Source organism: Actinomadura sp. NPDC048394 (genome assembly GCF_040651755.1).
Taxonomy (GTDB): Bacteria; Actinomycetota; Actinomycetes; order Streptosporangiales; family Streptosporangiaceae; genus Spirillospora; species Spirillospora montaniterrae.
In genome coordinates this window covers 1-17,785 of sequence record NZ_JBEZJL010000015.1, presented here as the reverse complement: position 1 = coordinate 17,785, position 17,785 = coordinate 1, and the positions used below count along the sequence as shown (strand labels likewise).

The following is a 17,785-nucleotide window of genomic DNA, read 5'->3' as shown; positions in this document are numbered from 1 at the left end:
GAATTACGCGTTCCTCCAGCGGATCCCGGCGGCCCACGGCCGACCTGAACGGCCACCCCGCACCGGCCGGCATGTTCTGGGTGCGTCCCTGGTGAACGGGCCGATTTCGGGGCAACGACCCTAGTGGGCACCACTAGAGCCAATCGGCAACACGAGGACCAAGGAGCACAGGATGAGCGGCTGGACCACGCGGGAGCTGGAGACGATCGCGAACGCCGACGAACTGCAGATCGCGCCGCAGCGCGACGACCGCGAGCTGCGCGACCCCACGACGATCTGGGTGGTCGGCGACGGCGAGGAACTCTACGTCCGTTCTTATCGCGGCGGTGAAGGCGCCTGGTATCGCGCCGCCCGTGCCACCGGACGCGGCCACATCAGCTCCGGCGGCGTCGCCAAGGACGTCACCTTCACCGATGCGGCCGGCGACCCCGATCTCAACGCCCGCCTCGACTCCGCCTACCGCACCAAATACGGTCGCTACGCCAGCCAGTACGTCGACCCCATGGTCAACGACACCGCCCGCGCCACCACGCTGAAACTCACCCCGCGCTGACCCGCGCGGCACCCCCTTCGCGTGCGGATTCGGCGAGGGCGCGGGCTCCCCTGACGGCGAGGGCGACGCTGGTCAGGGTGGGGTTGCAGGCGTTGGCGGTGGGGATCAGGCCGTTGCCGGCGAGCACCAGGCCTTCGATGCCCCAGGGACGCGAGTACGAGTCGCAGACGCTGGTGCCGTCGTCGGCGGGGCCGATCCGGTAGGTCCCCATGTAATGCAGCGAGCTGCCGGGCGGCATGACGCGAGGCATTCCCGGCAGGAAGTCGCCGAATAGCGCGGCGACCCGCATCGCGACGGACCGTGCCCGTTCCAGTTCGGCTGTCTCCCGTTCCGTGAGTTCGTAGGCGATGCGTATGGCGGGAAGGCCGGTGGCGTCCGGTGCGTGGTCGTCGAAGGTGACGCGGTCGTCCGGGCGGGGCCATTTACGCACGCCCCAGCCCATGCCGATGTACCCGGCGGCGTTGCCGGCCTGCGGGTGGCCGGGCGGGAGCGGGACGGGGCAGGTGGGGCTGAACATCAATTGGGCGTGGAACGGGTGCTCCGCGTCGCTGTATCCGAGGTTGACGGCGGCGGTGATCGGGTCGATCCGCCGGGCTTGTGCGGCGGGCAGGATTCCGGGGCGTACCGCGACCACGCCGAAGAGCAGCGGGTGCTCGGTGAGGTAGCGGCCGAGCGCCGGCGGACGGATGCCGGAGGCCCACAACAGCCGCGGGGTGCGGAGCGCGTCGGCGGCGACGACCACGGCGTCCGCTTCGAGTTCGTACGAGGTCCCGGTATCCAGGTCTTGCAGGGTCGCGCCGGTGACCTTGTTACCGGTGACCAGCAGCCGGGTGCACAGCGTGCGCGGGCGCAGAGTGAAGGTGTTCTCTGGCGGGCGTCCGAGCACCACGTCGGTGCCGCTCCACCGCAGTGTGCCGTCGGGCCGCGGGTCCGCGGCGATCGGCAGCCGCCGCACGGGGACGTCCGGGAACGCTTCGGTGAGCAGCTCCAGGACGGCGTCGGCCTGCGGGGACTCGGCGAACGCCGAGCCGGTGGTGTGGAGCAGGCGTTCCGCTTCGGTGATGTGCTCGTCCCATTCGGACGGGTCGATGAAGGCGATGCGTTCGGTGCCGGTCGGCCGGGGGGTGGCGCAGGTCCAGTGCGCGCCCTGCCCGCCCACGCAGGTGGACACGGCCGCCGCAGGCATGCCGGCGGAGCCGTCGGCCGGGCCCCCGATGAGGTGGGTGCCGTGCCTGGCGGTGACGGTCCCTTCGGCGACGCTGCCGCCGGGGATGCCGGACACGCCGGCCGTGCCCGCGGGCCCTTGGGACGCGTCGCGCGCGGCCGCCTGCGCGGCGGGATCGGTGAGGTTCTTGACGTTCATGCCGGGCGGATCCGTCAGCACGGGCCCGGCGTCCACCATGACCACCTCGGCGGACGGCAGGGCTTCGGTCAGCAGGCGGGCGTAGGCGGCGCCGGTGGGGCCGCTGCCCACGATGAGGATCCTGGTCACGAGCCCTCCTCGGCGCGGAGCCGGGCCTGCAGCGCCCGGGCGCTCATCACGCCGAAGGCGACGGCGGTCAACGTCGGGTTGCAGGCGGTGGCGGTGGGGATGACGTTGTTGCCGCCGACGTAGAGGTTGCCGGTGCCCCAGACCCGGCCGGTGGCGTCGCAGACGCTCGTGCCGTCGTCGGCCGGACCCATCCGGGTGGTGCCCTGGTAGTGCAGGGAGCTGCCCGCGGGCATGACGAACGGTTCGTCGAGCGGCCGGCCGAGCGCCGCCGCGGCCGCCTTGATCTCGGTGGTGGCTGCGGCGATGGCGGCGTGGTCGGCGGCGGTCAGCCGGTACTCGAGGCGGATCGCCGGCATGCCGTGCTCGTCGAGGTCGCCGTCGTCGAACCAGACGCGGTCGTCGGGGGAGAGCTGCTTGCGGCAGAACCAGCCGAGGCCGACGACCTGCCCCGGCCGGACGGTGACGCCCGGGTCGAGGGGCACCGGTGACGCGTCCAGCTGCATGACCTGCCCGTGGAAGGGGCGGTCGGCGGCGTACGGCACCCAGGAGACGCCCGACAGGGGGACGATCGCCGTGCCGGCCGGCGACGCGTCGGGGACGCCGGGGTCGTCCAGCAGCGCGGCGGCCATGACCTGCGGCTGGTCGTTGAGGTAGCGGCCGAGCGCGGCGGGACGGACGCCCGAGGCCCACAGCAGCCGCGGGGTGCGCAGGGCGTCACCGGCCACGACGACCGCACGTGCCGAGATCCGCCGCACGGCGCCGGTGGCGGTGTCGGCGACCTCGACGCCGGTGGCGCGGCGGCCGTCCTCCATCAGGACCCGCCGCGCGAGCGTGCCGGGGAGCAGCGTCACGCCGGGCCGCCGCCAGAGGTCCCCGGCGATGACGGCGGGGCCGGTCCAGTGCGGCGAGCCGTCGGCGCCGACGGTGACGGCCATCGGCATCGGGCCGACCGGTCGCCGGCCGGGCTGGTCGAACCGTTCGCCAAGGAGCTTCCGCACCGTCGGGGTCAGCGGCGCGCGGTCGAAGGCGTGCGTGGTGACGTGCAGGAGCTCTTCGGCGCGGGTGAGGGCGGTGCCGAACGCCGCCGGGTCGACGAAGTCGGGGATCTCGTCGTCTCCTGGGCGCGGGCACGCGCAGGTCCAGTGCGCGCCCATCCCGCCGACGTTGGTGGCGGTGGCCGCGTTCGGCATGGCGGGGGCGCCGATCAGCGCGGTGCCGGGACGCGGCGGTGTCGCGCCGGGCGGCGTGCGGGTCCCGGTGACCGTCGCCACCGCCGCTGCGCGGGCGTCCGCGTCCGCGATGTTCTTGACGTGCCCGCCGGGCTCGGGGCCGAGCACGGGCCCGGCGTCCAGCACGAGCAGCCGCAGCGCCGGGTCCAGGTCCGCCAGTTCCCGCGCGATCGCGGTGCCGACCGGCCCGGAGCCGACGATCACGACGTCGTACCCGCTCATCGCGCCTCCAGGATGCTCTTGCACAGCTGCTGGTGGGCGGCGACCTGGTCGAAGGCGCTGTGGCGGGCGGTGTAGGCGTGCGCCTCGTACTCGCTGGAGATGAAGCCGGTGTACTCCTGCTCGCGCAGGACGGCGAGCACGGCCGGGTAGTCGATCGACGGGTCCCGGCCGTCGGTGACGCCGTAGAACTTGCCGTGCACGTGGACGACGTGCGGGAAGAAGTCCGCCCACCGGGCCGGATCCATCCGGCCGTGCATGGTGAGCAGCATCTTCAGGTTCCCGATCTGGTCGGGACGGGCGCCGAGCGCGGCCGCGCGCCGCTCCAGCTCGCCGAACTTGGCCATGGCCGGTCCCGGCTCGTCCCACACCCGCAGGGCGAGTTCGGTCAGCGCGGGCGCGATCCCGGCCGCCCGGTGGGCGTCGATCACCGCTTCGGGGACGGCGCGCATGCTCGCGCTGAAGTCCGGGATGAAGCCGAGCCATCCGGTGTCGAGGCGCGTGAAGAGGTCCTTGAGGGCGGCGACGGGCGGCGCGTCCAGGGTGAGCGGGCTGTGGATCTCCACGCCGACCCGGACCCGCAGCTCCTCCGCCAGCGGCAGCAGCCGGGTGAGGACGTCCGGTCCGCACTCGGCGCCGACACGGACCGCGGGGAAGCCCAGCGCGGCGGCGCCGCGCAACTGGACCGCGAGGTAGTCGTAGGCCTCGTCGTCTATGAGCAGCGAGCCGGGACGCAGCGCGAGGTCCAGGTTGATCGCCAGGCACGACGGCACGAGCCCGGTCTCGTCGAGCACGCCGCGGACGGTGCGGACGAGGGACGCCTCGGGACGCGGCCAGCCGCGCAGGCTCTGGAAGGCGACCATCTCCAGGCCGGGCCCCAGGCCGCGCGACGCGACCTCGCGGATCAGCGTGACGAGGTCCGTGCCCGGACGGCGCTGCTCCAGGGTGAGGCTGAACAGGGTGATGCCGAGGCGGGGGAGCCCCGGTGCTGTGTCGGTCACGGTCGCCTCGCGGTCAGGGTGCGGTCGATCCGGCAGCCCGCCAGCAGCGGAAGGCGGTCCGGGCCGGTGAGGATGTAGGGGATGGACAGGCCGACGTCGAGCCCGATCCGGTGCTCGCCCGCCGTGCCGGGGACGTGCAGGATCAGCGGGTCGGTGGTGAACCAGTACTCGCCCGTCAGGCCGGCCAGCTCGTCCCGGGTACGGCGCACGCCGTTGACCGTGACGTCCGGGACGACCGCCGCGCCGTCCACGGTCACGTCGAGGCGGACCACGCACGAGAGCGGCAGCGCCCGGTACCAGTGGGTGTGGACGGCGACGTCGAGGCCGTCCGGGGTGGCGGTGAGCGCGTCGTCGCGCAGCACCTGGTCGTCGAGGGGGCCCATCAGCGTCCTTTCCGCCGGTCGCCGGCAAGAGGGGTCATCGGGCGCCCTCCTTCTGGAGCGCGCGGAGCAGGGCGTGCTGGCGGCGGACCTGGTCGCGGCCCCGGCCGGGCTCGCGGCGGCCCTCGTACTCGCTGGACAGCCAGCCGCTCCAGCCGTGCCGCAGCAGCGTGCCGACGATCGGCGCCCACGGCACGTGCAGGTCGGTGAGGGCGTCGTCGATCTCGAAGAACTTGGCCTGGATGAAGTGGACGTGCGGCAGGACGCCGACGAGGTCGTCCATCGGCACGGCCAGCGGCTCCAGGAACGCGGGGCGCTTCTTGCCCTCGATGCCCTCGTGCCCGTCGTCGACGGGCGCGGTCTGGAAGATGCCGGTGTCGATGAGCAGCTTGAAGTGGCTCGTGCCGGTGCGCTGGATGAAGTCGAGGTACCCCTGGGTCACCGGGTGCCGGATCGGCGTCGGGCTGTGGATCTCCGGGCAGATGACGATGTCCAGCTCGTGAGCCAGGTCGAGGCTGCGCTCGACCGCCTCCTCCCACACCGGGTGCGGGTCCAGGTCGGCGGAGACGACGCCGAACTTCGGGCGGATCGAGGTGAAGCCGAGCCGCGCGGCGAGCCGCAGGTCCAGGTGGATCTGCTCGGCCGCCTCGGCGGCGGTCAGGTCGCGGTCGCGCCACATCGCGGTGTCCACCCACGAGCCGTAGTTGGTCGCGGTGAGCCCGTGCTCGGCCAGCAGCGCGTGCCACCGGTCGATCCATTCGGCGGACGGCGACGGGTAGCCCGGGACGTTGCCCTCGCCGAGGATCTCGATGCCGGTGGCGCGGAGGTCGGCGATGTCGGCCATCGCGTCGTCCAGCGTCATCGAGGTGTACATGTCGCCGGAGTAGCTGTAGAGCGAGACGCCGTAGCGCAGGCCGCCGGACGGGGCGTCCGGCACGATCACCCGCTTCGCGGCGGCCCTGAACACCGAGCGGGACACGAACGGCGGGAAGTACGGACGGCGCAGGTACACGGCCACCTCGACGTCGTGCACGCCGGGCGCGAGCCCGTCCGGTTCCGGCACGGTGACCGTCGCGGCCTCGTCGAGCTGCCACCGCACGTCGGTGCTCGCGCGCAGCTCGTCGAGGGTGAAGGTGCGGCCCTGCAGGGTGATCCGGGTGCGGTCGTCCTCCCACGTGCGCCCGTCCACCACCACCTCGACGCCGTCGAGGAGGCTGCCCGCGACGCCGCGGTAGTTGGGGTTGCGCAGGCGCAGCTCGAAGCCGCCCGGCACGTTGCGGAAGCCGCGGTTCTGGATGATGTCGCGGTCGAGCACGGTCAGTCCTTCTCCTTTTCGACGGTCACGGAGAGGTAGGAGCGTTCGAGGTCGGCGCGGTTGCGGCGCAGCTCCTCGCCGGTCCCGGCCAGGGCGACCCGCCCGCGCTGCAGGACGTAGCCGCGGTCGGCGACGTCGAGCACCAGCCGGACCTGCTGCTCGACGAGCAGTACCGCGCAGCCGGCGGCGGCCAGCTCGCGCACGGCGGCGAGCAGCCGGTGCACGACGATCGGCGCCAGCCCGAGTGACAGCTCGTCGGCGAGCAGCAGCTTCGGCCGGGAGGCGAGCACGCGGCCGAGGCCCAGCATCTGCTGCTCGCCGCCGGACAGCAGTCCGGCGGGCCGGTCGAGCAGCCGTTCCAGCTCGGGGAACGCGGCGAGCGCGAGGTCCATCGGGCCGCGGCCGAGCCGCAGGTTCTCCCGGGTGGTGAGGGAGCGGAAGACCGACCGGTCGTCGGTGAGCAGCGCGAGGCCGCGCGACGCGCGGGCGCGCAGGTCCTCGCGCGGGTCGGACGCCCCGAGCACCTCGAGGTCCCCGCCGAGCGGGCGCAGCGCCCCCGCGGCGGTGAGCAGGGCGGTGGTCTTGCCGGCGCCGTTCGCCCCCATCAGCGCGACGATCTCCCCGGGGCGGACCTCCAGGTCGAGGTCGTGCACGACGGCGACCTCGCCGTATCCGGCGGACAGGCCGGCGGTGCGCAGGGCCGCGGTCATGACTGCTCCTTCGCGGGCGTGGTCGCGGGCGTGCTCGCGGGCGTGGGCGCGGTGGTGAGCGCCGGCTGCGCGCCGCCGAGGTAGGCCTCGACGACGCGCGGGTCGGCGAGCACCTCGTCCGGGGTGCCGGCGGCGATCTGCTTCCCGAAGTCGAGGGCGATCGCCCGGTCCGAGACGCGGCGCACCAGCTCGACGTCGTGCTCGACCAGCAGCACCGCGATGCGCCAGTCGTCGGCCAGGTGCCGGATCAGGTCGCCGACCTCGGCGCGCTCGACCTCGGAGAGGCCGGCCGCCGGCTCGTCCAGCATCAGCACCTTCGGCGCGGCGGCGACGGCGCGTGCGATCGCGACCAGGTGGCGGGTGCCGTAGGCCAGCTCGGTGGGGAGCCGGTGCAGGTGCTCGGCGAGCCGGAAGGTGTCGATGGCCGCGACGGTCGCCGGGGTGATCCGCCCGCGCCCCGGCCGGACCAGGTCGATCAGGTAGGACGCCGCGTCGGCGGGGTCGCCGGCGCAGCGCAGGTTGTCCAGCACCGTCATGTCCTCCAGCAGCTCCAGCGACTGGAAGGAGCGGGTCAGGCCGGCGCGGGTGCGGCGGAACGCGGGCAGCCCGGAGATCGGCCGGCCGTCCAGGCTCACGGTGCCGGACGCGGGGACGAACCCGGACAGGGCGTCCATCAGCGTGGTCTTGCCGGCGCCGTTCGGCCCGATCACCGCGACGACCTCGCCCGGCCGGATGTCCAGGGACACCCCGTCCACGGCCACGACGCTGCCGAAGCGCACGGTCACGTCGCGTGCCTCCAGGCTGCCGCCCGACGAGTGGCCGGTCGTCCGCCGGGCCGCCGCGATCTGCGCGTCGACCGCGGCGGCCTGCCGGCGGGCGAAAGGGCGCGGGATCCGGGCGCGCAGCGCTTCCAGGCGCGGCTCGCCCTTGCGCTTGGGGTGGGCGATCACGTCGGCGATGCCGTTCGGCTGCACGATCACCTGGATGATCAGCCCGATGCCGAGGACCAGCACGAGGTACTGCGCGATGTCGAACAGCCAGGTGTTGGCGACCGCGGTGGCCAGGCCGCCGTTCTGGCCGACGCCGCCCAGCAGCGCCCCCGGCACGTATCCGATGCCGCCGATCACCGACTGGATCAGGCCGTTGATGGAGGTGAGCGGGTCGTAGGAGGCGAAGGTGAGGGTCGGGTTGCGGAACGCGCTGAGCACGCCGCCGATCCCGGCGACCACGCCGGCCAGCACGAACGCGTAGAGCTTCGTGGACGCCACGTCCACGCCGAGGGCCGCCGCGGCGCGCTCGTTGGTGCGCACCGCGAGCATCCGGCGGCCGACCCGGCCACGTCGCACGTTCGCGACCACGAGCGCCAGCAGGACGAACACCAGCCCGCACAGGATCGCGTAGCGGGCCGGGTAGATGATCGAGTCGACGTCGAGGCCGAACACCGACTGGAAACCGACCTGCAGGCCGCCGGCGCCGCCGTTGAGGTCGCTGTTGCGCAGGATGACCGCGTTGATCGCCACGCCGAAGCCGAGGGTGGCGATGGCCAGGCTGACGCCGCGGGCGCGCAGCGCGGGCAGGCCCACGGCGAGCGCGACGGGGATCGCCGCGAGGCCGCCCGCCAGGATCGCCAGCGGGAACGGGATGCCGGTGGCGGCCAGGAGCCGTCCGGCGACGATGGCACCGACCCCCGCGATCGGCACCTGCGCGAGCGAGAGCTGCCCGGCGTAGCCGGTGACGACGACCTGGGACAGCAGGATGATCGAGGTGACCAGCGTGACCGTCAGGCCGTCCAGCAGCTGGACGCCCAGCAACGTCTGCGCGGCCCCGCCCACCAGGACGGCCGCGACGACCAGCCGGACCGGACGCACCCGGCCGCTGCCGACCCGGGGGAGCCGCTCGTTGAGGTGGCTGCGCAGCGGCAGCGAGCGGCCCATCAGCATCAGCACCGCGATGATCACCAGGAACGGCACCGCGTCGCCGACGCCGGGCAGGTCGATGTAGTGCGCGCACAGCGCCTGCAGCACGCCGAGCGTGATGCCGCCGAGCAGGGTGAGCGGGAACGAGCGCAGGCCGCCGAGGATGGCGCTGGCCAGGGTCGGGATGATCAGCAGGGCGAAGCTGTTGGGCTGCAGCTGCAGGCTGGGCGCGAGCGCGATCCCGGCCACCCCGGCGAGGGCCCCGCCGAGCGCCCAGTTGACGGCGCGGAGCCGCCCGACCCGCCAGCCGAGCGCGGCGAGCGACCGCGGGCTCTCGGCGACCGCCGACGTCGCGAGGCCGAACCGGGTGCGCTTGAACACCGCCCACAGCACGGTGGTCAGCGCTGCCGAGAAGACGAAGAGGACGAGCTGGTCGGCGCCGACCGAGACCGGCCCGGCGTGGACCGACCGCGTCGGCAGGTACGGCTGCGGGATCTTCAGCGCGCTGCCGTAGACCAGCACGACGCCCTGTTGCAGGACGACGAACACGCCCAGGGTGGCGATCACCCGGGTCAGCGTGGAGGTGTCCGCGAGCGGGCGGATGACCAGCACGTACACCAGCCAGCCGAGCACCGCGGACGCGAGCACCCCGGCGGGGATGGCGAGCGGATGGCCGAGCCCGAGCGTGTCGGCGACGGAGTACATCACGTAGCCGCCGGCCATCGCGACCGCGCCGTGCGCGAAGTTGATGACGCCCGAGCTGCGGAACACGGCGACGACGCCCATCGCGCTGATCGCGTAGATGCCGCCGGTCGCGCAGCCGAGGACGAACAGCTGCAGGAACAGATTCATGGGGTGGCCTCACTCCGGTGCGCCGGGGCCGGCCGCGGCCGGCCCCGACCGGATCACTTGATGTACTGGCCGATGTCGGTGGGGGACTCGGAGCCGCTGCTGGTCCACTGGCCGTCCTTGACGACGCCGTACCAGACGCCGCTGTTGAACATCCGCGGGTACTGCTTGCTCGGGCGGGTCTTGGTGAAGTCGAGCGGCGGGAAGTTCATGATCTTGACGCCGCTCATCCCGCCGAGCCGCTTCGCCAGGCCCTTGCCCGTGACGTCGTCGAGCCCGGTCAGGCCCTGCTTGAGCAGCAGCGTCGACGAGTAGCCGATCAGCGCGAACTCGTTCGGCACCGCCTTGGCGCTGTAGGCCTTGAGGTCGGCGAGGAACTTGCGCACCGACGGGTCGGAGCTGTTGGGCATCGGGGTGTCCGAGGCGCCCTTGATCCCGTCGGCGGTCTTGCCGAGCGCGGAGATGACCTGCGGCTGCAGGACGCCGGGCGAGGCGTACAGGGTCGCCTTGTTCCCGGCCTTGCGGACGGCGGCGAAGATCTTCGCCGCGTCGTTGCCGCCGCCTCCGAACGCGAGGCAGTCCGGGCTCTGCGCCAGGGCGTCGGCCACGGTCGGGGTCACGTCGGTGGTGCCGGAGGTGAACTTGATCGCGCCCTTGAAGGTCACCCCCGGAGCGTTGCCGAAGACGTCCTTGGCCTGCGCGTAGGTGACGTCGCTGCCGGCGTCGTTCGCGCCGATGAACACCGGCTTCTTGCAGCCGTCGTGCACCATCTGGCTGAACGTGCCGACGTACCCGCCGACCGTCCCGATGGCGACGGGGAAGGACACCTTGCTCTGGTACTCGGTCGGGGTGCCCTGCAGGTAGCCGACGTACGGGACGTCGGCGGCCTCCAGGACGGGCAGCGTCTGGCTCGGCGCGTACGGGTCGAACCCGCCGAGCACCGCGACCCACCGCTCCTGCACGGCGCGGCGGGCGCAGCTCGCGTCCCGGTTCGGGTCGCCGGCGTTGTCGCAGACCTTGAGCTCGATCTTCTTGCCGTGCACGCCGCCCGCGTCGTTGATCACCTTGAGGCCGGCCCGGACGCCGTCCACCGACCAGGTGTTGACGAAGGCGGCCGAGGTCGCGGCGCTGGTCGTGGCGAACATGCCGACGGTGATCGTGTCGCCGCCGGAGCCCTTGGCGCCGTTGCACGCGGCGAGCGGGAGGCTCCCGGCGAGCAGCGCGGCACCGAGCCGGAGTTTCGAAGCCATCGGTGGACCTTTCTCTAGTCGTTGACGTCGACCCAGGCGCCGCTTCCGGCGGACCGGAGCACGGCGGCGGTGATCCGGGCCGCGCGCAGCCCGTCGGCGAAGGTGGGCAGCCCGTCCGGCGCGGGGCCGGAGAGGGCGGCGTAGGCGTCGGCCACGAACGCGTCGAAGCAGTCCTGGTAGCCCTGCGGGTGGCCGGCGGGCAGCGCGTCGTAGCGGGTGGTCGCGGCGGCGGCCCGCATGACCTGCTGGTTGACGGCGCGGGAGCCGACCCACAGCGTCTCGGGCGCCTCCTGGTCGAACGCCAGGCTCTCCTCGGCGCCGTCGGCGGAGAACCACAGCCGGTTCTTGCGTCCCGGGCTGACCTGGCTGACCGTCAGGCTCCCCAGGGCGCCGCGATCGGTCTCGAACAGCAGGACCGCGGCGTCCTCGGTGCGCACCGTCCGGCCACTGCGCGCCGGGACGGCCACGGTGGTGCGGGCCGCGAGCCGGACGATCCGGTGCCCGGTCACGAACTCGGCCAGGTCGCACCAGTGCACCCCGATGTCGGCGAACGCCCGCGAGGGGCCGCCGGACGCGGGGTCCACCCGCCAGTCGTCGTCGTCCTCGCCGGCCAGCCAGTCCTGGAGGTAGGAGCCGTGCAGCAGGCGCAGCGGGCCGGTCGTCCCGGCGGCGACCCGCTCCCGCGCCAGCCGCACGGTCGGGTAGAAGCGGTAGACGAACGGGACCGCGGCGGTCACTCCCGCGTCCGCGGCGAGCGCGGCCAGCTCGGCGGCCTCCCCGGCGCTGACGGCGAGCGGCTTCTCGCAGACGACGTGCTTGCCGGCGGCGAGCGCGCCGCGGACGAGGGCGCCGTGCGTCGCGTTCGGCGTGCAGACGTGGACCACGTCGACGTCGTCGGCGGCCAGCACCGACGCGGCGGTGTCGCCCGCGTGGACGGCGCCGAAGCGCTCCGCGGCGGCGCGGGACGACTCGGGCGTCGACCCGGCGACCCGAGCGAGGACCGCGCCGCCGCGCCGGATCGCCCTCGCGTGCACCGCTCCCATGAAGCCGGCGCCGATCACGCCGGCCCGGACCACGTCGCCCACGCGACCTCCCCTGTGACCTGGACAACTCGTTGCGCCGATACTTCTTCCTGTTAACGGAAGAAGTCAACGGCGTTACGAGCAAAATGCGTGATGGGAGGTATCGGATCCGCTGATGATCCGCCCGGATCGGCCGTCGGGTCGAGGCTCAGCAAGAGCAACTTTTGCTGGCGGTCGGATGATGTTGTTAGTCTGCTGCCGTGCCAAGCGATCGCATCACCGGACTCGCCGCCGTCCTCGACGCCGTGCGCGGCGGCGACCACATGACCCAGCCGATGCTCGTCGAACGCGTCGGCCTCGGCCGCAGCGTGGTCGCTCAGCGCGTCGCCGAGCTGGAGACCGCGGGCCTCATCGAAGGAGCGGGGCTCGGCCCGTCATCGGGCGGCCGCGCGCCCCGGCAGCTGCGGCTGCGCGGCGACCGCGGCCGGGTCCTCGGCGTCGACATCGCCGCGACCGAGCTGGTCGTCGGGCTCGCCGACCTCGGCGGCACCCTGCTCGCCACCCGCCAGCAGGCCATCGACGTCGCCGACGGGCCCGAGCCGGTGCTCTCCCTCGCCGAGAAGCTGGCCGGCGAGCTGGTCGGCGACGGCGCGGCGCCGATCTGGGCGATCGGCGTCGGCGTGCCCGGACCGGTGGAGTTCCGCAGCGGGCTGCCGGTGGTGCCGCCGATCATGCCGGGCTGGGACCGCTACCCGATCCGCGACCGCTTCACCGCCCGCTACGGGGCGCCGGTGTGGGTCGACAACGACGTCAACGTGATGGCGCTGGGCGAGCTGCGCTCCCGTCCCCAGGCCCTCGAAGCCGAGCACATGCTCTACGTCCGCGCGGGCATCGGCATCGGCGCCGCCATCATCATGGACGGCAGGCTCTACCGCGGAGCCAACGGCTCGGCCGGCGACATCGGCCACGTCGCCATCCCCGAGGGCGGCAACACCATCTGCCGGTGCGGCAACATCGGCTGCCTGGAGGCGGTGGCCGGCGGCACCGCGCTCGCGCGGGAAGGCCGGATGCTCGCCGAGACCCGGCAGAGCCCCGCCCTCGCCGCCATCCTCGCCACGTCCCAGGAGGTGCGGCCGATCGACGTCACCCAGGCGGCGGCCCAGGGGGACCAGGCGGCCCGTGCGCTGCTGCAGCGCACGTCCGCCCTGCTCGGCGGCACGCTGGCCACCCTGGTCAGCTTCTACAACCCCGCGGAACTGGTGCTCGGCGGCGGCATCGTCCGCGCCAAGGAGCACGTGCTCGACACCATCCGGGAGGCCATCGGCCGCCGGGCGCTGCCGCTGGCGACCCAGAACCTGCGGATCGACGTGGCGGCCCTGCCCGAGGAGCTCTCCGGCGTGACCGGCGCCGTGCACCTCGCGCTGGACGAGGTCTTCTCCGCCGCCAGCCTGGAGACCTGGCTGGCGGCGGGCTCGCCCCGGATGCCCTCTCCGCACTGACCGGTCTCCCGGCGCGAAGGCTCAGCGGGCGGCCTTCAACTCGTCGGCGGCCTCCATCAGCAGCTCGCGCAGCCACGCGTGCGCGACGTCGCTGCGGTACATCGGATGCCACCAGAACGCCTCGGCGAGCGGCACCGCGTCGAAAGGGCACTCCAGGACGCGCACACCGCTGGCGTCCGCGATCCGGCGGGCCAGCTGCTCCTGCAGGAGGGCGATCCGGTCGCTGCCGGCGATCAGGAACGGCATCTGCAGGAAGCCGTCCACGACGATGTCGACCCGCGGCTCGATGCCGATCATGCGCAGCTGCTGCGCCGCGGGAGCGAAGGCCGTGGGCCGGTGGTACAGCATCACCCAGGGCATCTCCCTCAGCTGCGCCAGGGCGAGCCGCTCCCCGACCGCCGGATTGTCCCGTGCCACTACGCAGACCCAGCGGTCCTCGTAGAGATCCGTGTACGGCATGTCCGCGAGGAACCCGTGCGGCAGGATGACGCCGTCGACGGTGCGCAGGGTCTCCGTCGCGTGATCGACCACGTGCGGGCCGGTCTGCTGCATCCGCAGCCGCACGCCCGGCGCCCGCTCGGCCACCAGCCGCGCGACGATCGGGCCGAGCACCGCCACCGCGTAGTCGGAGGTGATGATCGTGAACTCGCGCTCGACCGTCGCCGGATCGAACTCGGCCCGCACGTCGAAGACCCGGCGTATGCCCTCCACGGCCGGGGGCGTGCGCGCCGCCACCTGCACGGCCAGCGGGGTCAGCTCGTAGCGGCTGCCCGCCCGGTGCAGCAGCTCGTCGCCGAAGTGCCGGCGCAGCCGCGCCAGCGCGGCGCTGACCGTCGGTTGGCTGCAGCCGAGCTGCTCCGCCGCCCGCGTGACGTTGCGCTCGCGCAGCAGCACGTCCAGCGTGACGAGCAGGTTCAGGTCGAGGTTGACCAGCAGGCGATCGACGGACATGGGCCAACTATAGGCACCGGTGATGAAGGCCGACGATAGATCGACCAGCGCAATGATCGCCGGCCTGCGCGCCGGCCGCCTACTCGCCGACCGCCTACTCGCCGGGCGCCTGCTCGCCGGCCGCCGCGTACACCAGTTCGAGGACCCCGGACGGGAAGGCCGTGCTCTTCACCAGGCGCAGGTTCAGGGGCCGGTCCAGCTCGGGGAACAGCGGCGCGCCCTTCCCGGCGGCGGCGGGCAGCACCCACAGCCGGTACTCGTCGACCACGCCGAGCCTGATCAGGGAGTGCAGGAACGCGGTGCCGCCGGCGGCGACGAGGTCCTTGCCGGGCTCGGCCTTGAGCTTGGCGATCTCCTCCGCCGTGTCGCCGCCGGCGATCCGCGTCCCGGGCCATTCGTCGGCCGAGGTCAGGGTGCGGGAGAACACGACCTTGGGGATCTCGTTCATGGCCTGCGCGGACGGATGGTCGGAGCCGGGCCAGAAGGCGGCCATGCTCGCGTAGGTGTTGCGGCCCATGAGGAAGGCCCCGGCCTCCCACAGCCGGCCGACGAAGTACTCCTCCTGCTCGGGGTCGTCGATGCTCATCATGACGTCCCGGATTCCGTTGTCCCCGTCGGCGCTCTTGCCGTCGAGCGAGACGTAAAAGCCCAGGATCAGCTTCCGCATCGGTGCGTCCATTCGCTTCTTCCTCTCGGGGGGGGCGCTCGCATGAGCTCATCGCCGGTCAGCGCGTGCTCGGCGGCCGATCATTCGCACACTCAGACCGGCCGTCCCCCCGAAACTCATCGCGCCGTCGGCACCTCTCCGGAAACGCACGCCGCCGGTATCACCGGCCGGTAAAACGCGCTTCGCGGCGCTCCAGGAACGCGGCGACCCCCTCGGCGTGGTCCTCGGACGCGAAGCACTCGGCCAGCGCCGCCCGCGTGGCTCCGACGTGGTCGAGCAGGCTCGCGGAGGCGCCGTCCATCACCAGCCGTTTCATCCGTGTCAGCGCGAACGGGGACCCCTTGGCGATGGCGGCGGCCAGCTCGCGCGTCGCGCCGGGCAGCGCCTCCGGCTCCACGACGGCCGTGACGAAGCCGAGCGCCAGGGCCTCGTCGGCGCCCAGGTCGGCGCCGGTGTAGAGCAGCCGCAGTGCCGGGCCGATCCCGATCTGGCGGGGGAGCAGCCACGTCCCGGCGCCGGTGTCGGCCACCAGCCCGCGGTGGACGAACGGCCACCGGAACTTCGCCCTGGTCGACACGATCCGCAGGTCGGCCTGGGTCGCGAACTCCGCGCCCATCCCGACGGCCATGCCGTCGACGGCCGCGATGACCGGCTTCGGGCAGCCGACCAGCAGCGGCGGCTCGTCGGGCCGGTCCCGGCCGGGCCCGCCCCGCTCGTGCGGGGCGCGGGCGGCGAGGTCCGCCAGGTCGATGCCGGCGCAGAAGCCGCCCGGCACGCCGGTGACGACCAGCACCGCCACGCCGGGGTCGGCGCCGGCCTCCGCGACGCGGGCGGAGAACTCCTCCAGCATCGCGAACGTCATCGCGCCGCGCTTGGCCGGACGGTCGATGGTCAGCGTGGCGACGCCGTCGCCGACCTCGTAGCGGATCTCCTGCACGGCGGTCTCCCCTTGGCTCGGCACGGCCGATCGAGTATGTCTATTAAACAAACGTTCTAAGGGATCCGGGACGGACGGCCGCCGGTGAACGCGGTCCGGGGGCCTGGGAGGCCGTGATGGCGCGAGATGTCCTGTACGAGGCCGACGGGCACGTCGGCATCGTCACGCTGAACCGCCCGGAGGTGCACAACGCGCTGCGCCGCCGGACCTACGACGAGCTGACCGCCCTCGTCCGGTCCACGACCGCCCGCGCGCTGGTGGTGACCGGCGCGGGCGGCTCCTTCTGCTCCGGCGACGACGTCCGGGAGCTGCTGACCGGCGACGGCCCGCCGCCGGAACCCCGCCTCACCCCCGCGGCCGGGGCGCTGCTGGAGACCGACGTCCCCGTGATCGCGGCGGTCAACGGCCCCGCGATCGGCTGGGGCATGGAGCTGGCGCTGATGGCCGACATCCGGGTCGCGGCGCGGCGCGCCCGCTTCGGCGAGCTGTTCGTCAAGCGCGGGCTGTGCAGCGACGTCGCCGGGATCGCCCGGCTGGCCCAGCTCGTCGGCCGCGAGCGCGCCGCCGAGCTGCTGTTCACCGGCGAGATCGTCGACGCCGCGCGCGCCGAGCGGATCGGCCTGGTCAGCCGGGTCGTGGACGATGGCGACGTGCTGGCGTCGGCGGTGGAGCTGGCGGGGCGGATCGCCGCGAACCCGCCGCTGGCCGTCGCCGCGCTCAAGCGCGGGCTGCGCCGCGCGCTGGATCCGGACTGGAACGACCTGGGCGCCTGGGTCAGCACCACCCTCGGCGAGCTTTTCGCCACCGAAGACCACCGCGAGGGCGTCCGCTCCTTCCTGGAGAAACGCGCCCCCCGCTACGTCGGCCGCTGACCCCGCCGCGCCGCCGGCGGCGGGGTGGCGAGGTCGCGGAGGAGGTCGCGGGTGCGTTTGCGGGACGCGGCGGGGTCGGGGCCGGCGGGGACGATGTTGGCCCAGATGTCGGTGGCGCCGGCGTCGAGGAGGGCTTGGAGTTGGTTGCGGACGGAGGTCTCGGTGCCGACGATGGCGGCGTCGGCGGGGGTGGCGGCTCCGCCGAGGGCGAGGATGCGCTGGTAGTTGGGTGCGCCGGCGTAGGCGCCGGAGGTCGCGGCGACCGCGTTGCGGGCTTCGGTGACGTCGTCGTGGACGGTGATGGGGAGTCCGGCGACGATGCGGGGCGCGGGTCGTCCCGCGTCGGTGGCGGCGGCGTGGATGTGCGGTGCGATGTGGCTGTCGATGGCCTTGGCCGGTGCCATCCACAGGATGGTGCCGTCGGCGTGCCGGCCGGCGGCGCGCAGCAGCCGGGGTGACAGGGCCGACAGCAGGACGGGCACGGGGTGAGTGAGGGGGGTCATGCGGTCGGTGCTGCGGGTGGTCCAGTCCTCGCCGTGGAAGTCGACGTCCTCGCCGCGCAGGAGCCGGGTGAGGATCTGGGTGTACTCCTCGGCGTTGCGGCCGGGATGGTCGTAGCTCATGCCGTAGGCGTCGCGGACGATCGATGCGTGGGAGGGGCCGATGCCCAGGGTGAGGCCGGGGCGGCCCATGGTGGCGGCGGCGGACGCGGCGCGGTTGGCTTGGAGCAGCGGGTGGCAGGGGTAGGTCTGCAGGACGGCGGTGCCGAGTTCGATCGCCGAGGTCTCGCGTCCGGCGAGGGCCATCGGGGTGAGCGGGTCGCCGGTCACGTTGCTGGCGTACCAGAGCGAGGTGAAGCCGTCGTCCTCGGCCCGCCGGGCCTGGTGGACGATCTTGTCGGGGGTCGACGCGCCGCCGGTCAG

The 17,785-nt window shown here is 73.5% G+C and carries 16 protein-coding genes; 3 read left to right on the top strand and 13 right to left on the bottom strand.

Translation table 11 applies throughout. From position 1 onward, the window contains the following. Positions 1-172 precede the first annotated feature (172 nt). Positions 173-553: a DUF2255 family protein gene (locus tag AB0C78_RS12680; RefSeq protein ID WP_360746019.1), complete on the top strand. Its 381-nt coding sequence runs from the start codon at positions 173-175 to the stop codon at positions 551-553. Here AB0C78_RS12680 and AB0C78_RS12675 read toward each other — a convergent pair. The 9 genes from AB0C78_RS12675 to AB0C78_RS12635 are packed head-to-tail and all read right to left on the bottom strand — an operon-like array spanning position 540 to position 11,999. Beyond that, entirely contained in the window at positions 540-2,045 is a 1,506-nt protein-coding gene (locus tag AB0C78_RS12675) for a GMC oxidoreductase (RefSeq protein WP_360746016.1), read from the bottom strand. The two genes, AB0C78_RS12680 and AB0C78_RS12675, sit on opposite strands and share 14 nt — an antisense overlap. Next, positions 2,042-3,496 (bottom strand): GMC oxidoreductase, encoded by a 1,455-nt coding sequence (locus AB0C78_RS12670; protein ID WP_360746013.1) that lies wholly within the window; start codon positions 3,494-3,496, stop codon positions 2,042-2,044. Before AB0C78_RS12670 ends, AB0C78_RS12675 begins: the two co-directional genes overlap by 4 nt. After that, complete coding sequence (locus AB0C78_RS12665; protein ID WP_360746010.1) at positions 3,493-4,494, bottom strand: hypothetical protein; 1,002 nt, start codon at positions 4,492-4,494, stop codon at positions 3,493-3,495. Before AB0C78_RS12665 ends, AB0C78_RS12670 begins: the two co-directional genes overlap by 4 nt. Next, a complete protein-coding gene (locus tag AB0C78_RS12660) occupies positions 4,491-4,877 on the bottom strand; it encodes a DUF6379 domain-containing protein (protein ID WP_360746007.1) in 387 nt (128 codons plus the stop codon). Before AB0C78_RS12660 ends, AB0C78_RS12665 begins: the two co-directional genes overlap by 4 nt. 34 nt (positions 4,878-4,911) lie before the next feature. Beyond that, positions 4,912-6,189, bottom strand: coding sequence for a DUF6379 domain-containing protein (locus AB0C78_RS12655; RefSeq protein ID WP_360746004.1), 1,278 nt, complete (start codon positions 6,187-6,189; stop codon positions 4,912-4,914). Between the two features lie 2 nt (positions 6,190-6,191). Continuing rightward, positions 6,192-6,899, bottom strand: a complete 708-nt coding sequence (locus AB0C78_RS12650; RefSeq protein ID WP_360746002.1) for an ATP-binding cassette domain-containing protein — start codon at positions 6,897-6,899, stop codon at positions 6,192-6,194. After that, positions 6,896-9,667: a branched-chain amino acid ABC transporter permease/ATP-binding protein gene (locus AB0C78_RS12645; RefSeq protein WP_360745999.1), complete on the bottom strand. Its 2,772-nt coding sequence runs from the start codon at positions 9,665-9,667 to the stop codon at positions 6,896-6,898. The genes AB0C78_RS12650 and AB0C78_RS12645 overlap by 4 nt, the downstream gene beginning before the upstream one ends. 53 nt (positions 9,668-9,720) lie before the next feature. After that, positions 9,721-10,914, bottom strand: a complete 1,194-nt coding sequence (locus AB0C78_RS12640) for an ABC transporter substrate-binding protein (protein WP_360745996.1) — start codon at positions 10,912-10,914, stop codon at positions 9,721-9,723. Between the two features lie 14 nt (positions 10,915-10,928). Continuing rightward, the gene (locus AB0C78_RS12635) at positions 10,929-11,999 is read right to left on the bottom strand and encodes a Gfo/Idh/MocA family oxidoreductase (protein WP_360745993.1); all 1,071 of its coding nucleotides are present in this window, start codon (positions 11,997-11,999) and stop codon (positions 10,929-10,931) included. A gap of 197 nt (positions 12,000-12,196) precedes the next feature. Here AB0C78_RS12635 and AB0C78_RS12630 point away from each other — a divergent pair, with 197 nt between their 5' ends. Further along, positions 12,197-13,435, top strand: coding sequence for an ROK family transcriptional regulator (locus tag AB0C78_RS12630; RefSeq protein ID WP_360745990.1), 1,239 nt, complete (start codon positions 12,197-12,199; stop codon positions 13,433-13,435). Positions 13,436-13,456: 21 nt separating this feature from the next. On the opposite strand, the gene AB0C78_RS12625 is transcribed toward AB0C78_RS12630, so the two are convergent. From AB0C78_RS12625 to AB0C78_RS12615, 3 genes are all read right to left on the bottom strand, one after another. Continuing rightward, positions 13,457-14,386 (bottom strand): LysR family transcriptional regulator, encoded by a 930-nt coding sequence (locus AB0C78_RS12625; protein ID WP_360745988.1) that lies wholly within the window; start codon positions 14,384-14,386, stop codon positions 13,457-13,459. A gap of 94 nt (positions 14,387-14,480) precedes the next feature. Further along, entirely contained in the window at positions 14,481-15,065 is a 585-nt protein-coding gene (locus AB0C78_RS12620; protein ID WP_360745985.1) for a dihydrofolate reductase family protein, read from the bottom strand. Between the two features lie 148 nt (positions 15,066-15,213). Beyond that, complete coding sequence (locus tag AB0C78_RS12615; RefSeq protein WP_360745982.1) at positions 15,214-15,990, bottom strand: enoyl-CoA hydratase-related protein; 777 nt, start codon at positions 15,988-15,990, stop codon at positions 15,214-15,216. A gap of 116 nt (positions 15,991-16,106) precedes the next feature. Between AB0C78_RS12615 and AB0C78_RS12610 the strand changes: the two genes are divergently transcribed. Further along, positions 16,107-16,862 carry an enoyl-CoA hydratase-related protein gene (locus tag AB0C78_RS12610; protein ID WP_360745979.1) on the top strand — a complete coding sequence of 252 codons (756 nt, stop codon included), beginning with the start codon at positions 16,107-16,109 and terminating at the stop codon, positions 16,860-16,862. Here the strand turns inward: AB0C78_RS12610 and AB0C78_RS12605 are convergent. Further along, positions 16,847-17,785 (bottom strand): TIGR03564 family F420-dependent LLM class oxidoreductase (locus AB0C78_RS12605; RefSeq protein WP_360745976.1); only part of this gene is annotated, 939 nt, incomplete at its 5' end. The two genes, AB0C78_RS12610 and AB0C78_RS12605, sit on opposite strands and share 16 nt — an antisense overlap.

Excerpts from the sequence above, each read along its gene's own strand:
- AB0C78_RS12680 (WP_360746019.1), top strand. The coding sequence starts at position 173 with ATGAGCGGCTGGACCACGCGGGAGCTGGAGACGATCGCGAACGCCGAC.
- AB0C78_RS12670 (WP_360746013.1), bottom strand. The coding sequence starts at position 3,496 with ATGAGCGGGTACGACGTCGTGATCGTCGGCTCCGGGCCGGTCGGCACC.
- AB0C78_RS12660 (WP_360746007.1), bottom strand. The coding sequence starts at position 4,877 with ATGGGCCCCCTCGACGACCAGGTGCTGCGCGACGACGCGCTCACCGCC.
- AB0C78_RS12650 (WP_360746002.1), bottom strand. The coding sequence starts at position 6,899 with ATGACCGCGGCCCTGCGCACCGCCGGCCTGTCCGCCGGATACGGCGAG.
- AB0C78_RS12645 (WP_360745999.1), bottom strand. The coding sequence starts at position 9,667 with ATGAATCTGTTCCTGCAGCTGTTCGTCCTCGGCTGCGCGACCGGCGGC.
- AB0C78_RS12640 (WP_360745996.1), bottom strand. The coding sequence starts at position 10,914 with ATGGCTTCGAAACTCCGGCTCGGTGCCGCGCTGCTCGCCGGGAGCCTC.
- AB0C78_RS12625 (WP_360745988.1), bottom strand. The coding sequence starts at position 14,386 with ATGTCCGTCGATCGCCTGCTGGTCAACCTCGACCTGAACCTGCTCGTC.
- AB0C78_RS12620 (WP_360745985.1), bottom strand. The coding sequence starts at position 15,065 with ATGGACGCACCGATGCGGAAGCTGATCCTGGGCTTTTACGTCTCGCTC.
- AB0C78_RS12610 (WP_360745979.1), top strand. The coding sequence starts at position 16,107 with ATGGCGCGAGATGTCCTGTACGAGGCCGACGGGCACGTCGGCATCGTC.